Origin of the sequence: Oryzomicrobium sp. (assembly GCF_036820405.1) — a bacterium.
In the GTDB taxonomy this organism is placed as follows: domain Bacteria; phylum Pseudomonadota; class Gammaproteobacteria; order Burkholderiales; family Rhodocyclaceae; genus Oryzomicrobium.
Genome location: NZ_DAISLS010000006.1, coordinates 1 through 14,948 on the forward strand (window position 1 = coordinate 1; position 14,948 = coordinate 14,948).

Below are 14,948 nucleotides of genomic sequence, written 5' to 3' on the forward strand. Positions count from 1 at the left end.
GGCGGTCGATCTCGCTGTTTGTGCAGGGCGTGAAGGACAAGACCGCCATCAAGCTCTATGCCGCTCAGGGGAAGATCGACGTGCAGGCTCAAAGCGCGAGCGTGGACTTGGTCGCCCAGCAGGAACTGGCCTTCACCGCCGCCACCCAGGACATCACCGCCAGCGCCGGCAAGGAACTGATCGCCACCTCCGGCGGCGGCTATTTCAAGCTAGCCGGCGGCAACGCCAACTTCCATTGCCCTGGCACCCTGTCGATCAAGTGCGCCAAGCTGGATTTGTCGGGAGGGACGAGCATAACGCCCCTCATGCCCCAACTCCCTGGGGCAGCAAAACGCTATGACGAACAGTTTCAGGCACTGGACCTGACCGGTAGCAGAGGCATCGCCAATCTGCCCTACCGCGTCACCCTCAGCGATGGTCGGGTCATTAGCGGCATCACAGACGAGGAAGGGCGTACACAACGTATCTACGGAGGCTCGCCCCTCCCCGTCGAAATTACCTGGGGCGGCCTGGTCGAAGGGCTGATCGAAGAAGACCAGGACCATTCCTCTATTGATGAGTGCTGCTAACTGCCATGAATAAGCCTGAAAAGAAATCACCTGCAGCCAAACAGTGCGATGCCAAAGGGCTGCTCAATGAGCAGGAGAACTCCTGTGTTACTCAGCATCTTCCTGCGCAGGTTGCAGTAACTTACGAAATTCATTTTGATCAGAAATTGCGCCTGCCTTACGCTTTCTATTGGAACGGTGTCAAACAGCCGGAAAACAAGGTGCTCAAACCGAAGCAATCCACTGCAATCCTCACCATCCAGGCACTAGTCAAGGAAGGGGACAAGATTGGCCTTTATCTAGGTAGTGACGCTTCTCCCGAATTCAGGCAGGAACTGCTTTATCCCCTGACTGTGGGCAAAAAAGACATCAAAGCCATTATCAGAACTAAGGCAAAGCCACAGGACGATATCGCCGAACTAAAACCGATAGACACTGAAAAAAATAGCAAGGAAGAACGCTATGAAGGATGGCTCACCGGTGATATTTGGATGCGTTTCAGTCACCGATACAGTACGAAAGAAGCGACTGCTCACCTCCTGAATTCTGGAGAAAAAGATGCTGGCATTGCTAAAGCAATGGTTGATTTGTACGGTGGCTCTGTCAATATCAAAATAGGATATGGCGTGCAATTTGACAATAAAAACAAGTGTCAGATTGTTTTTCAAACAGGATCAGATGCCAATTGCCAGGAAAATATAAAAAAGGGCTATGACTTCGCCCGAGAAGGCCTATCCCGTGTCCATCCTCGTACCTGGATTGCTTTTCTGCAGGCCGCGAGGGATTGCGCCATATCATCTATGGAAATTACATCTGGTTGGCGCCCAATGTTCGGTAGTGCGACACACCGAATCGGTCTTGGTCTGGATATAAAATCTGTCAAAAAAGTCGATGGAAGCACTGCAGTTTTCGATAAAAAAAATAACCAACTTTGGCAAACCGATGAAGAGAGAATGGCCCATGCCGAATGGATGGAATCTGAACGAAAACTAGCGGAAGCAAAAATTTCTCTTGTTAATGCGAGAAATAATGTAAAAAAAGCAAATGGTGAGGTTGGGATTCAGGGTGCGAAACAGCGAGAAGCCCAAGCAAAGGATATATATGATGAAGCAAATAGAGAAACTAACCAAACAAAACAACGGTTTGAAAAAAAACATAAAAACTCTACAACTGGAGATTTTGAGCAGGCATTGACGAAAAATGCTTTAATTAAGCAAATTTTTGATCCGTTACTAATGGATGCCGATACCCATGACCAGCAAGAAGCTGATGCAAACTTAAACCAGTCTGCCAACGAAAAAACGCATCAAAACCACTTGCATATTACTGCAAGTGATACATATTTATTGCCGTGAGGGTTGCTTCATGCGCCTTGTCTTGGTCTCGCTTTTGTTATTGTTTTGTTCATTCAATTCCTGTGGTGCAGCATATGATATTGAATGGTATCGTTGGCTCAATGGTTACCCTTGGCTTGCACGCTACATAATTGTAGTAGCAGAACGCTATGATGGGGTGCTTAATGTTTCCCGGATGGCAAACAAAAAATCAGATGAAAAGAAGTCTCCAGAATTTCGAAGTTATGAAGACTTATTCGATCCGATATTTCCGCTGCAAAATTTGCCGTTTTCCAATCAGGAGCTAAATATCTACGGCGATAACTATGATAAATACGGCCAATTTGGAATCCAGGTCATTGAATTTGATAATACTGGTTTAGTACTGACGCCCAATCGTTCTCCACAGCCACTTCGCGCCAAACAAACTCTGGATGGAGAAAAACAGCGCATGGTTATGTTGGTGGCGGGTGAAGGGAAGCCAGGTGACTACTGGTATTGGCTAGGGCAGTGGTTTGATGGCTTTCCGTCTGGTGACGGTGGTGACTTCACTCCAGCTCTATGCCACCCCCACTGGGACGACGGCCGCTACGCCAAAAATAGTAGTGATGCCTATTTCCATCCCAAGCAGAAGTTCGACCGCAAAAAGGTGGAGGCGGACATCGGTCTTTTCGGCTGCCGCGAGTGGACCTACCAGCTTTACCGTCGGCCGCCCCATATGGGCCTGCAGGAGTTTCCCCCGGGGCCGCCCTATATCGATGTCACCAGCTACGGTGGCAAGTACGGCGAGAAAACCCGTATCGGCGATTTTCTCGGCTGGGCCCAGTTCGACGACCCGCCTCGTCCCGTCATCGGCAAGCACGGCAAATACTGGGTTTGTCTGCACGAATGTCCCGATGGGGAAAAGCCTGGACTGATTCCGGACATCAAGGAGTGGACCGGTAAGCGCGGCTGGCCTATGCCTAAGCCCACGCCCACTTTTCCCGACAGCAAATTCAAGAATCCCTACAAGCCGGAGAACCCAGATTAAGGGCGACTGTATGGATGCTATAGAGGGGTATCCCTTAGGCATTTTGGGCAAAGCGCCCGTAATGAAGTCAGCTACGGGCATCGGTAGATGCGTCACATAGCGATTGCTGCGTTCCATTGAGCGAAGCTCGAAATAACCAAATTTACTTTCATAAAACAACGCTCCATGACCACTAACCTCAAATCCCTGATCGGCAAACTCACTCCTGCCACACGCCGGGCACTGGAATCGGCGGCAAATATCGCCTTGTCCCGCACCCATCATGAAGTCGACATCGAACATGTCCTGCTGGAAATGCTGGGGCAGGCGGAGGGTGATCTATCTCCCATGCTGAAGGCGCTAGGCGTGCAAGAGGAGCGTCTGCGAGAGGAGTTGATGGCTGGCTTGGCCGGCTTGAAGAGTGGCAATACCCGCAATCCGGTCTTGTCGGAGCGCATTCCGCGCTGGTTGGAGGCTTCCTGGCTGCTGGCCAGCGTGGATTATGGGGCGCCGTGCTTGCGCGGGGGATTCCTGCTGCTCGGGCTGTTGGCGACTCCGGAGTTGTTCCGGGCGGTGGAGTTTTCCTGCCGCAGCTTGTCCGGGGTATCGCTGGCCGAGTTGAAGGCCCAGCTTCCGGCACTGCTTCGTCATGCGCCTGAAGGGCGGGATCAGGGAGGGGCGCCTGGCGAGGCGAGTGCCGCCTCGCCAGGCGTTGATAGTGCCGCGGCTGTGGGCCCCATGCCCAATCTGGATCGCTATACCGTTGATCTGACGGCTCAGGCCCGGGCAGGAAAAATTGATCCGGTGCTGGGGCGGGAATCGGAAATCCGCCAGATGATCGACATCCTGCTGCGCCGCCGGCAGAACAATCCGATCCTTACCGGGGAACCGGGCGTAGGCAAAACCGCCGTGGTGGAAGGGCTGGCCCTGCGTATTGCCGCAGGCGAGGTGCCCGAGCCGTTGCAGAACGTGGCCTTGCGCACCCTGGATCTGGGGTTGCTACAAGCGGGGGCTAGCGTGAAGGGGGAATTCGAGAATCGCCTGCGCGGCGTTATCGACGAGGTGAAGGCCAGTCTGGTGCCGATCATCCTGTTCATCGACGAGGCTCACACCATGATCGGTGCCGGTGGACAGGCGGGCCAGAACGATGCGGCCAACCTGCTCAAGCCCGCCTTGGCCCGGGGCGAATTGCGCACCATCGCTGCGACGACCTGGGCCGAATACAAGAAGTACTTCGAGAAGGATGCCGCCTTGGCTCGCCGCTTCCAGGTGGTGAAGGTGGAAGAGCCGGATGAGGAAACGGCGATCCAAATGCTGCGCGGCGTGGTGGCGACCATGGAAGCCCACCATGGGGTGCGCATCCTGGACGAGGCTGTGGTGGAAGCCGTCAAACTTTCGGCGCGCTACATCGCCGGCCGTCAGTTGCCGGACAAGGGGGTGAGCGTGCTCGATACCGCCTGTGCCCGGGTGGCGTTGTCCCGCGCAGCCAAGCCGGCGGCGGTGGAAGACCTGACCCGGTTGGTGGAAAACGTGGACCGGGAAATTGCTGCCCTGAGCCGGGAGCAGGACGAGGCTGCCCACGGTGGCCGGATTGCCGAATTGCAGGCCCGCCGCAGTCTCCTGTCGGCGGAATTGGCGGTGCAGCAGGAGGCGCTTGTCCGGCAACAAGCGTTGATCGACGACATTCAAGCTGCCCGCCAGGCGCTGGCGGCCATGCCGCCGGCTACGGTAGAGCAGCCTGCCGCCAAGGGCAAACGCAAGGGCGGTGAAGTCAGCGATGCTCGCGGTCAGGCCCGGGAAAAACTGCTGGCGGCCCAGGCTGCGCTGCGGGAATTACACCAGTCCGATCCACTGGTCTACGACTGCGTGGATGGGGCGACGGTGGCCGAGATTATTTCTTCTTGGACTGGCATTCCCCTCGGCCGCATGCTGGCCGACGAGATCGATAGCGTCCGCAACCTGCAGTCCCTGCTGGAGCAGCGTGTCATTGGCCAGAACCATGGGCTGGAGTTGATCGCTCGACGTCTGCGCATTGCCCGGGCCAATCTGGAAGACCCGGGCAAGCCCAAGGGGGTTTTCCTCTTGGTCGGCCCGTCCGGCGTCGGCAAGACAGAGACGGCTTTGGCCCTGGCCGACGTTCTCTATGGTGGCGAGCGAAATCTGGTTTGCATCAACATGTCCGAGTATCAGGAGGCCCACAGCGTTTCCGGCCTCAAGGGATCGCCCCCAGGGTATGTGGGCTATGGTGAGGGCGGCGTGCTGACCGAAGCCGTGCGCCGGCGGCCCTACAGCGTGGTTCTGCTCGATGAGGTGGAAAAGGCCCACCCGGACGTGCTGGAGCTTTTCTTCCAGGTTTTCGACAAGGGCGTGCTGGAAGACGCGGAAGGGCGGGAGGTGGATTTCCGCAACACGGTGATCCTGCTGACTTCCAACGTCGGTACCGACCTCATTATGCGGGCAGTGGAGCACGGCGTTACGGTGGAGGGGAAATCCCGGGCGCCGACCCCATCGGACCTGGCCGAACTGCTGCGGGCCGACTTGCAAAAGGCGTTCAAGCCCGCTTTCCTAGGTCGGCTCAATGTGGTGCCCTACTATCCGGTGCAGGACGAAGTCCTGAAGCGGATCGTCCGTCTCAAGCTGGACCGGGTGAAAGCCCGCATCATGGCCAACCACGGTGCCGAACTCGATTATGGCGATGCCCTGGTGGAGCTGGTGGTGAGCCGGTGTACCGAAGTCGACAGCGGAGCCCGCAATGCCGATTCGATCATTGCCGATGCTGTGCTGGCCACCATTTCGGATGCGGTGTTGGAACGGATGGCCAAGGGGGAACCCGTCGGCAAGGTGAGCCTGAAAGTGAAGAAGGGCCAACTCTCGGTTGCCGTTGCCTGATTTGGGTAAAAGGGCTGATATCTTCGGCCAAAGAAAAAACCCCAGCCGGTTGGCTGGGGTTTTTAATGGTGGAGGCGGGGGGGATCGAACCCCCGTCCGCAAGCCCTCTACAGGCAGTTCTACATACTTAGTCCGGTCTATTGGGTTTTAGCCGTGACGCGCCGGCCGAACAGGCTCGCTTCAGGCGATCCGCTAGGTTTTCGTGGTTGGCCATGCGGCAGAGCCGACCCTTATCTGATGTGAATGACTCTGCTGCCCCTTGCGGGGCCCGACCCATCAGCGTGCCGGTGCAGAGCTCGCCGGGTTAAGCGGCGAGAGCGAAACGCTCGTCGTTGGCGTTTAGTTGTTTCCAGATGGATTTACGAGGTCACTGGTCCTCGGTATGCCCTGCTCTGCTTCGCAACCCACGTCGAAGCCAGGTCGCCCCCAGAAAACGCTGGCTGCGATGCTATGCAGCCGTTTCAGGTCGGTTTTGCAGATGAAAACCAATGGATAGTCTAGCACGCCAAGCCGAACAAGGTGGCGATTTCGTCCGGATGATCCACCAGGTGGTCGGCCCCCCATTCGACTGGATTGCCGCCGTCACCCAGGTAGCCGTAGCGGACGGCTATGGTGCCCATGCCAGCCGCCTTGCCGGCCAGGATGTCGCGCAGGTCGTCGCCGACATACCAAGTGGCGGCGGGCAGGGCGCCCACCTGGGTGCAGGCGAACAGGAGCGGATCAGGGGCCGGTTTGGGGCGCTGGGTGGTGTCGCCGGAAACGATGCAGGCAGCTCGCTGGTCCAGTTGCAGCGCTTCGAGGAGGGGGAGGGTGAAGCGGGCGTGCTTGTTGGTGACCACTCCCCAGGGGATGGCGACGGCTTCCAAGGCGGCGAGAAGGTCGGCGATGCCGTCGAACAGTTGGGTGTGGCGACAGATGGCGGCAGCGTAGTGGGTGAGGAAACGGGCCCGGTAACGCTCGAAGCGCGGATCTTCGGCGGTCATGCCGTAGGCGGCGAAGAGCAGGCCCCGGGCGCCCTGGGAGGTGTAGGGGCGCAATGCCTCGTCATCGATCAGCGGCAGGCCGTCCTCGATCCGCAGACGGTTGGCGGCGGCGCCCAGGTCGGGCGCCGTGTCGGCGAGCGTGCCGTCCAGGTCGAAGAGGACGAGGCTAGGGCGCGCTTCAGGCATTCTTGACGGTCCGCACCAAGTAGTTGACTCCGGTATCCGTGCCCAGGCTGTAGCGCTTGGTGAGCGGGTTGTAGCGCATGCCGATCAGTTCGGCCGGCTCCAGGTCGCTCGCTCGGGCCCAGCGGGCCAGCTCGGAGGGGCGGATGAACTTGGCGTAGTCGTGGGTGCCCTTGGGCAGCATCTTGAGAACGTACTCGGCACCGAGCACGGCCAGCAGATAGCTTTTGGGGTTGCGGTTGAGCGTGGAGAAGAACACCTGGCCCCCGGGTTTGACCAGTCGGGCGCAGGCGGCGATGGTCTGGGCGGGGTCCGGGACATGCTCGAGCATTTCCAGGCAGGTGACGATGTCGAAGGCGCCGGGTTGCTCGTCGGCCAGGGCTTCGGCGGCAATCAGCCGGTATTCCGCCTGGCGGCCGGTTTCCAGTAGGTGCAGGCGGGCAACGCCCAGGGCTTTTTCCGACAGGTCGATGCCGGTGACCGTGGCGCCACGTGCGGCCATGCCTTCGGAGAGCAGGCCGCCGCCACAGCCGACGTCGAGCACTTTCTTGCCGGCCAGGCCGGCGGTCCGTTCGATCCAGTCAAGGCGCAGCGGGTTGATGTCGTGCAGCGGCTTGAACTCGCTGTTCGGGTCCCACCAGCGGTGGGCGAGGTCGCTGAATTTCTGCAGTTCGGCGGGATCGGCGTTCATGGTCAAAAACTCATTAGTTTCAACGGAAAGAGCGGGAGCGGGGATGATACAAATAAAAAAGCCCTGCTTGCGCAGGGCTTTTTTTGACCGCCAAGCGATTACTTGGTGCCGATCACTTCGATTTCAACGCGGCGATCGGGCTGCAGGCACTCGATGAGAGCCTTGGTCTTCTTGCTGCCCTTGCACTTGTCACCGGTCACGGGCTGCTTCTTGCCCTTGCCTTCGGTGTACACGCGGTTGGCTTCAACACCCTTGCCGACCAGGTATTCCTTCACGGAAGCGGCGCGCTTCTCGGACAGCTTCTGGTTGTAGGCGTCGGTGCCGATGCGGTCGGCGTGGCCGACGGCGATGATCACTTCCAGCTTGATCTGCTTGACCTTCTCGGCCAGCTCGTCCAGCTTGGCCTTGCCTTCCGGACGGAGGGTGGCCTTGTTGAAGTCGAACAGGGCGTCAGCGGAGAGGGTGATCTTCTCAGCGGCGGGCTTCACGCCAGCAGCGGCGGGAGTAGCGGCAGCGCCAGCCTTCGGCTCGCAGACTTCCTTCGGCAGGATGTCCTTGTCGCAGGTGCAGCCGTTCGGGTCCTGAGCGGCGGCAGCCGGGGACCAGTAGCCGGTGCGCCAGCAGTCGCCGAAGTTGTCACGGGCGACGACGCCGCGGGCGTCGATAGCATAAACGCTGGTGCCAGCGGCGGGAGCCTGAGCCTGGACTTGGGCGGCAAAGCCCAGACCAGCGAACAGAACCGCCACCAAGGAGTGTTTCGCGATTTTCTTCATGATCGATCCTCTTTTTTCGAAAAACCTGCCGGGGAGTCGGTTCGGGCGTCCCGTCCTGTTTGTTGACCTGAGCGAGTGCGCACGGACCTAACCTTGAGTTTTATTCTGCCATACTTGCCCGATAACCCGCAATGAATCATCGCTGGCGTTTCTCAAGACTCCGTTTTCAACACAAAGTTCGCCGCCAACCCAGACGTGGCTGACATTTTCCCGCCCTAAAACATGAACAACATGGGAGGCGGGATCGAAGCAGGGCAGGTGGTCGCTGCTTGTCACGGCCAGGGCGCACAGGTCGGCGTGTTTGCCGGCTTCGATCGAGCCCAGCGCCCGCTCCAGGCCCAGGGCCCGGGCGCCGGCCAGGGTGGCGGAGCGCAGGGCCTGGTGGGCGGGCCAGCAATCGGCCCGGCCGGTCGTGCCCTTGGCGAGCAGGGCGGCCAGGCGCATCTCGCCGAGCATATCGAGCCGGTTGTTGCTGGCGCTGCCGTCGGTGCCGATACCTACATTGACGCCCGCATCGAGGAGGGCGGCGCTGGGGGCGAGACCGCTGCCGAGCTTGAGGTTGGATGCCGGGCAGTGGGCGACGGAGCTGCCGTGGCGGGCGAGCAGGTCGATTTCCCCTGGCGTGAGATGCACCGCATGGACGGCGATCAGGTTCGGGCCGACCAGGCCCAGCCGGTCAAGCCGCTCCAGGGGGCGCAGGCCGTACTGGGCCTGGCTGTCGCTGATTTCCTGGAGCGTTTCGTGGACGTGTAGATGGATCGGGACGTCCAGTTGTTCGGCCAGGGTCAGGATGCGCGTGAAGGTGGCGTCGTTGACCGTGTAGGGGGCATGGGGTGCCAGCGTGAAGGAGAGCAGGGGCTCGTCGCGCAACTCGTCGCGCACGGCCAAGCCCTTGTTCAGGTAGTCCTCGGCGTCGTGGGCGTAGGCATTGGGAAATTCCATCACAGTCATGCCGATGGAGGCCCGCATCCCCAGTTGCAACGCCGCCTGGGCCGTTTCCCGGGGGAAAAAGTACATGTCGTTGAAGCAGGTGGTGCCGCCCCGGAGCATTTCGGCGCAGGCCAGCAGGGTGCCGTCGCGGACGAAGTCCGGCGAGACGAGCCGGGTTTCTGCCGGCCAGATGTGGCGTTGCAGCCAGTCCTGCAAGGGGCGGTCGTCGGCGTAGCCCTTGAGCAGGGCCATGGCGGCATGGGTGTGCAGGTTGATCAGGCCGGGAATCAGGATGTGATCCGGCAGTTCCCGGGTCTGTCGCGGGGCGTAGCGCTGCAAGGCCTCGCCCCGGGGTAGCACGGCGACGATTTTGCCGCTTTCGATGGCGACGGCATGGTCGTCGAGCACGACGTTGGCGGGTTCGACGGGAATCAGCCAGCGGGGCAGCAGCAGGGTATCGATCGGAACGGGGTCTGGCAGGCGGTGATCGGCCATGGGCATCGTGGGGGGGGCAGGCGTAAATGGCCGGCGGGGCGGCGGAACTGCGTATTTATCATATTCGCCTTGCACCTCCAATCGCCGGTCGGCGGCGCTTGCCCGGCCGGCCGGTCGCGGGGCGCACTAGGGCGGGGCGCCGTGGTCGGGGGCGCCGCCATGCTAGAATTCTTCGTTTATTTGCTCACGATGCCCTCGGTGCAGGGCGGGAACCGAACGCATGGAACAATTCGCCAAGGAAACCCTACCGGTCAGTCTCGAAGACGAGATGCGGCGCTCCTACCTCGATTACGCCATGAGCGTGATCGTGGGCCGGGCCCTACCGGATGTGCGGGACGGCCTCAAGCCCGTGCATCGCCGCGTGCTGTTCGCCATGCACGAACTGGGCAACGACTGGAACAAGGCCTACAAGAAGTCCGCCCGTGTGGTCGGCGACGTGATCGGTAAGTACCACCCCCACGGCGACACCGCGGTGTACGACACCATTGTGCGCATGGCCCAGGACTTTTCCCTGCGCTACATGCTGGTGGACGGCCAGGGCAACTTCGGCTCGGTAGACGGCGACAACGCCGCCGCCATGCGTTACACCGAAGTGCGCATGGCCCGCATCGGCCACGAACTGCTCGCCGACATCGACAAGGAAACCGTCGACTTCGGTCCCAACTACGATGGTTCCGAGCAGGAACCCCTGATCCTGCCGGCCAAGATTCCCAACCTGCTGATCAACGGCTCGTCCGGCATCGCGGTGGGCATGGCCACCAACATCCCGCCCCACAACCTGTCCGAGGTGGTGGCCGGCTGCCTGGCCCTGCTGGAAAACCCCGGGCTGACGGTCGACGACCTGATCGAGTACATTCCGGCCCCCGACTTCCCCACCGCCGGCATCATCTACGGCATCAACGGGGTGCGCGAGGGTTACCACACCGGCCGCGGCCGGGTGGTGATGCGCGCCAAGACCCACGTCGAGGATCTGGAAAAGGGTGGCAAGCAGGCGATCATCGTCGACGAGCTGCCCTACCAGGTGAACAAGAAGACCCTGCTCGAAAAGATCGCCGAGCTGGTCAACGACAAGAAGATCGAAGGCATCTCCCACATCCAGGACGAGTCCGACAAGTCCGGCATGCGGGTGGTGATCGAGCTCAAGCGCGGCGAAATGCCCGAGGTGGTGCTCAACAACCTGTACAAGCAGACCCAGTTGCAGGACACCTTCGGCATGAACATGGTCGCCCTGGTGGACGGCCAGCCGCGCCTGCTCAACCTGAAGCAGATGCTGGAGTGCTTCCTCGCCCACCGGCGCGAGGTGGTGACCCGCCGCACCGTGTTCGAACTGCGCAAGGCCCGGGAACGGGGCCACGTGCTCGAAGGCCTGGCAGTGGCCCTGTCCAACGTGGACGAGATCATTGCCCTGATCAAAGCTGCGCCGACCCCGGCGGATGCCCGCCGTGCCCTGCTGGCGCGCACCTGGCGCAGCCCGGTGGTGGAAGAGATGCTGGCCCGCTCGGTGGCCGACGCGTCCCGCCCTGAAGGACTGTCCCCCGAATTCGGCCTGTCCGACCAGGGCTACCGGCTGTCCGAAGCCCAGGCCCAGGCCATCCTGGAGCTGCGCCTGCAACGCCTGACCGGCCTGGAGCAGGACAAGATCGTCGGCGAGTACCGGGAAGTGATGGAAACCATTGCCGACCTGCTCGACATCCTGGCCAAGCCGGCACGCATCACCGCCATCATCGTCGAGGAACTGACCGCCATCCGCGCCCAGTTCGGCGACGGGGCCAAGGACAAGCGCCGCTCCGAGATCGTCACCTATGCCCAGGATCTGGGCATCGAGGACCTGATCACGCCCCAGGACATGGTGGTGACCCTGTCCCATACCGGCTACGTCAAGTCCCAGCCCCTCACCGATTACCGTGCCCAGCGCCGCGGCGGCCGGGGCAAGCAGGCGGCCTCGATCAAGGACGACGACTTCGTCGACCACCTGTTTGTCGCCAACACTCACGACTACATCCTGTGCTTCTCCAACCGGGGCCGGGTGTACTGGCTCAAGGTCTATGAAGTGCCCCAGGGCAGCCGCACCAGCCGCGGCAAGCCGATCGTGAACATGTTCCCGATGGAAGAGGGCGAGAAGATCAACGCTATCCTGCCGGTGAAGGAGTTCGCCGAGGACCGCTACATCTTCATGTGCTCCGTCCAGGGTACCGTCAAGAAGACCCCCCTGTCCGACTTCTCCAACCCGCGCAAGGCCGGCATCATCGCCGTGGCCCTGGATGAGGGCGACTACCTGATCGGCGCTGAACTGACCAATGGCCAGAACGACATCATGCTGGTGTCCGACGGCGGCAAGGCGGTGTGGTTCGACGAAGAGGATGTCCGCCCCATGGGCCGCAACGCCCGCGGCGTGCGCGGCATGAAACTCCAGGAAGGCCAGCGGGTCATCTCCCTGCTGGTGGCCGAGAACGAAACCCAGACCGTGTTGATCGCCACCGAAAACGGCTACGGCAAGCGCACCGCCCTGTCCGAGTTCCGCCACTCCGGCCGCGGCACCCAGGGCGTGATCGCCATCCAGCAGTCCGAGCGCAACGGCGTCGTGGTCGGCGCCAAGCTGGTGGTGGAGTCCGACGAGGTGATGCTGATCACCACCGGCGGCGTGTTGATCCGCACCCGGGTCTCCGAAATCCGCGAGTTGGGCCGCGCTACCCAGGGCGTCACCCTGATCTCCTTGGACGAGGGCGAAAAGCTGGCCGGCCTGGAAAAAGTGGTGGAAACCGAAGGTCTGAACACGGGCGACGGCGATGAGGAAGATGCCGGCGCCGACGGCGAGGTGAGCGAAGAATGACCATGACCATCCAGCAACAACCCTACGGCCGCATCTGGAACTTTAGCGCCGGCCCGGCGGCCCTGCCTCAGCCTGTGCTGGAGCAGGTGCGCGACGAACTGCTCAACTGGCATGGCGCCGGTATGGGCATCATGGAAATGAGCCACCGCGGCAAGGAATTCACCGCAGTGATCGAGCGCACCGAGGCCGACCTGCGCACGCTGATGGGCATCCCCGCCAACTACAAGGTGCTCTTCCTGCAAGGCGGCGCCACCCAGCAGTTCGCCCAGATTCCCCTCAACCTGCTCGGCAGCCGTTCCGCCGACTACCTGGTGACCGGCTCCTGGTCGAAGAAGGCCTACAAGGAAGCCCAGCAGGTCGCTCCCCAGACCGGTGGCCGCGCCCGCCTGGCGGGCAGCACCGAGGCCGGCGGCTTCACCACCCTGCCGGCGCCCGCCGACATCGACTTCGATGCCCAGGCCGCCTACTTCCACCTTTGCACCAACGAGACCATCCACGGCGTCGAGTTGTTCGACGACGCCCTGCTGAACGCGGTGCCGGCCGGCGTGCCGGTGGTGGGCGACCTGTCGTCCCACATCCTCTCGCGCCCCATGGACGTGAGCCGCTACGGCCTGATCTACGCCGGTGCGCAGAAGAACATCGGCCCCTCGGGCATCACCCTGGTGCTCGTGCGCGACGACCTGATCGGCCGCGCCCCGGCGAGCCTGCCGACGGTCCTGGACTACAAGGTGATGGCCGACAACGGCTCCATGCTCAACACCCCGCCGACGTTCGCCATCTACATCGCCGGCCTGGTGTTCCAATGGATGCAGGGCCTGGGCGGCGTGGCGGCCATGGAGGCGCGCAACGCCGAAAAAGCCCGCCTGCTCTACGCCGCCATCGACGCCAGCGGCGGCTTCTATCGCAACCCGGTGGAAAAGTCGGTGCGCTCGCGCATGAACGTGCCCTTCGTGTTGGCCGACGCCGCCCTCGACGCCGACTTCCTGGCCGGCGCCAAGGCGGCCGGTCTGGCCGGCCTGAAGGGCCACAAGTCGGTGGGCGGCATGCGCGCCTCGCTCTACAACGCCACCCCGGTGGAGGCGGTGCAGGCCCTGGTGGCCTACATGGCCGACTTCCAGGCCCGCCGCGGTTGAGGCCTCAGCCATGAACGACGATCTGCAGAAGGAGCTGGGCGCCGTCCGCGGCGAGATCGACAGCATCGACGCCGAGTTGCTCGACCTGCTCAACCGCCGCGCCAAGTGCGCCCAGAAGGTCGGCGAGATCAAGGGGCGCTACGGCGAGGACGGCCACATCTACCGGCCCGAGCGCGAGGCCCAGGTGCTGCGCCGCATCCAGGACACCAATCCGGGGCCCCTCTCCAACGAGAGCGTCACCTGGTTCTTCCGCGAAGTGATGTCGGCCTGCCTGTCCCTGGAGCAGCCGCTGGGCATCGCCTTCCTCGGCCCCCTGGGCACCTTCTCCGAACAGGCCGCAGTCAAGCACTTCGGCCATGCCACCCGGCTGCTGCCCCAGTCGTCCATCGACGATGTGTTCCGCGACGTGGAGGCAGGCCACGCCGACTACGCCGTGGTGCCGGTGGAAAATTCCACCGAGGGCGCCGTGGGCCGCACCCTGGACCTGCTGCTCGGCACCTCGCTGAAGATCTGCGGCGAGGTGGTGCTGCGTATCCACCAGCACTTGCTGTGCAAGGAAGCCGACCTGTCCACGGTGACCAAGGTGGCCTCCCACGCCCAGTCCCTGGCCCAGTGCCACGAATGGCTCAACCGCAACCTGCCCGGGGTGCCGCGCATTTCCGTGGGCAGCAACGCCCAGGCGGCCCAACTGGCTGCCACCGAGCCGGGCACGGCGGCCATCGCCGGCGAAGCCGCGGCGGACCGCTACCAGCTGCCCAAGCTGGCCGCCAACATCGAGGATGAGCCGAACAACACCACCCGCTTCCTGGTGCTCGGTCGCCACGATGCCGGTGCGTCGGGCCGCGACAAGACCTCCCTGATCGTCTCCACCCCCAACCGCTCCGGCGCCCTGGCGGACCTGCTTTCGCCGTTCTCCGAGGCCGGAGTGTCGATGAGCCGCCTGGAATCCCGCCCGGCGCGCCATGCCCTGTGGGAGTACGTGTTCTACGTGGACGTGGACGGCCACCGCGACGATCCCGGTGTCGCCCACGCCCTGCGTCAGCTCGAAGCCCGGGCCGGCTACCTGAAGCTGCTCGGCTCCTACCCGGTGGCGGTGTACTGAGCTGCACCGGTCTTGCCGGCGTCCGCGCCTGGCGGCGTGACCACAGCT

General features: G+C 62.0%; 11 protein-coding genes and 1 other RNA gene. 7 read left to right on the forward strand and 5 right to left on the reverse strand.

Annotated elements, in window-relative coordinates:
- From V7Z98_RS06520 to tssH, 4 genes are all read left to right on the forward strand, one after another.
- The coding region (locus V7Z98_RS06520; protein WP_334157407.1) for a DUF2345 domain-containing protein at positions 1-569 on the forward strand (569 nt) is incomplete at its 5' end.
- 5 nt (positions 570-574) lie between these two features.
- Positions 575-1,903: a hypothetical protein gene (locus V7Z98_RS06525; protein ID WP_334157408.1), complete on the forward strand. Its 1,329-nt coding sequence runs from the start codon at positions 575-577 to the stop codon at positions 1,901-1,903.
- A 10-nt stretch (positions 1,904-1,913) separates the two neighbouring features.
- The gene (locus tag V7Z98_RS06530; RefSeq protein ID WP_334157409.1) at positions 1,914-2,912 is read left to right on the forward strand and encodes a hypothetical protein; all 999 of its coding nucleotides are present in this window, start codon (positions 1,914-1,916) and stop codon (positions 2,910-2,912) included.
- Positions 2,913-3,077: 165 nt separating this feature from the next.
- On the forward strand, positions 3,078-5,780 hold the full coding sequence (gene tssH, locus V7Z98_RS06535; RefSeq protein WP_334157410.1) for a type VI secretion system ATPase TssH: 2,703 nt from the start codon (positions 3,078-3,080) through the stop codon (positions 5,778-5,780).
- A gap of 66 nt (positions 5,781-5,846) precedes the next feature.
- On the opposite strand, the gene ssrA is transcribed toward tssH, so the two are convergent.
- The 5 genes from ssrA to V7Z98_RS06560 all read right to left on the reverse strand — a co-directional run bounded on the left by ssrA (position 5,847) and on the right by V7Z98_RS06560 (position 9,835).
- Positions 5,847-6,208, reverse strand: a transfer-messenger RNA (tmRNA) gene (gene ssrA / locus V7Z98_RS06540).
- Positions 6,209-6,277: 69 nt separating this feature from the next.
- A complete protein-coding gene (locus tag V7Z98_RS06545) occupies positions 6,278-6,949 on the reverse strand; it encodes an HAD family hydrolase (RefSeq protein WP_334157411.1) in 672 nt (223 codons plus the stop codon).
- Positions 6,942-7,637, reverse strand: coding sequence for a bifunctional 2-polyprenyl-6-hydroxyphenol methylase/3-demethylubiquinol 3-O-methyltransferase UbiG (ubiG, locus tag V7Z98_RS06550; RefSeq protein ID WP_334157412.1), 696 nt, complete (start codon positions 7,635-7,637; stop codon positions 6,942-6,944). Before ubiG ends, V7Z98_RS06545 begins: the two co-directional genes overlap by 8 nt.
- A 98-nt stretch (positions 7,638-7,735) precedes the next feature.
- Positions 7,736-8,413, reverse strand: coding sequence for an OmpA family protein (locus tag V7Z98_RS06555; RefSeq protein WP_442951821.1), 678 nt, complete (start codon positions 8,411-8,413; stop codon positions 7,736-7,738).
- Between the two features lie 84 nt (positions 8,414-8,497).
- The gene (locus tag V7Z98_RS06560) at positions 8,498-9,835 is read right to left on the reverse strand and encodes a TRZ/ATZ family hydrolase (protein WP_334157413.1); all 1,338 of its coding nucleotides are present in this window, start codon (positions 9,833-9,835) and stop codon (positions 8,498-8,500) included.
- 220 nt (positions 9,836-10,055) lie between these two features.
- Between V7Z98_RS06560 and gyrA the strand changes: the two genes are divergently transcribed.
- From gyrA to pheA, 3 genes are read left to right on the forward strand one after another with little or no spacing between them, the layout of a single operon-like run.
- The gene (gene gyrA / locus V7Z98_RS06565; protein ID WP_334157414.1) at positions 10,056-12,665 is read left to right on the forward strand and encodes a DNA gyrase subunit A; all 2,610 of its coding nucleotides are present in this window, start codon (positions 10,056-10,058) and stop codon (positions 12,663-12,665) included.
- Positions 12,662-13,798 (forward strand): 3-phosphoserine/phosphohydroxythreonine transaminase, encoded by a 1,137-nt coding sequence (gene serC, locus V7Z98_RS06570; RefSeq protein ID WP_334157415.1) that lies wholly within the window; start codon positions 12,662-12,664, stop codon positions 13,796-13,798. The genes gyrA and serC overlap by 4 nt, the downstream gene beginning before the upstream one ends.
- Before the next feature lie 22 nt (positions 13,799-13,820).
- A complete protein-coding gene (gene pheA / locus V7Z98_RS06575; protein WP_442951822.1) occupies positions 13,821-14,900 on the forward strand; it encodes a prephenate dehydratase in 1,080 nt (359 codons plus the stop codon).
- Positions 14,901-14,948: the final 48 nt, after the last annotated feature.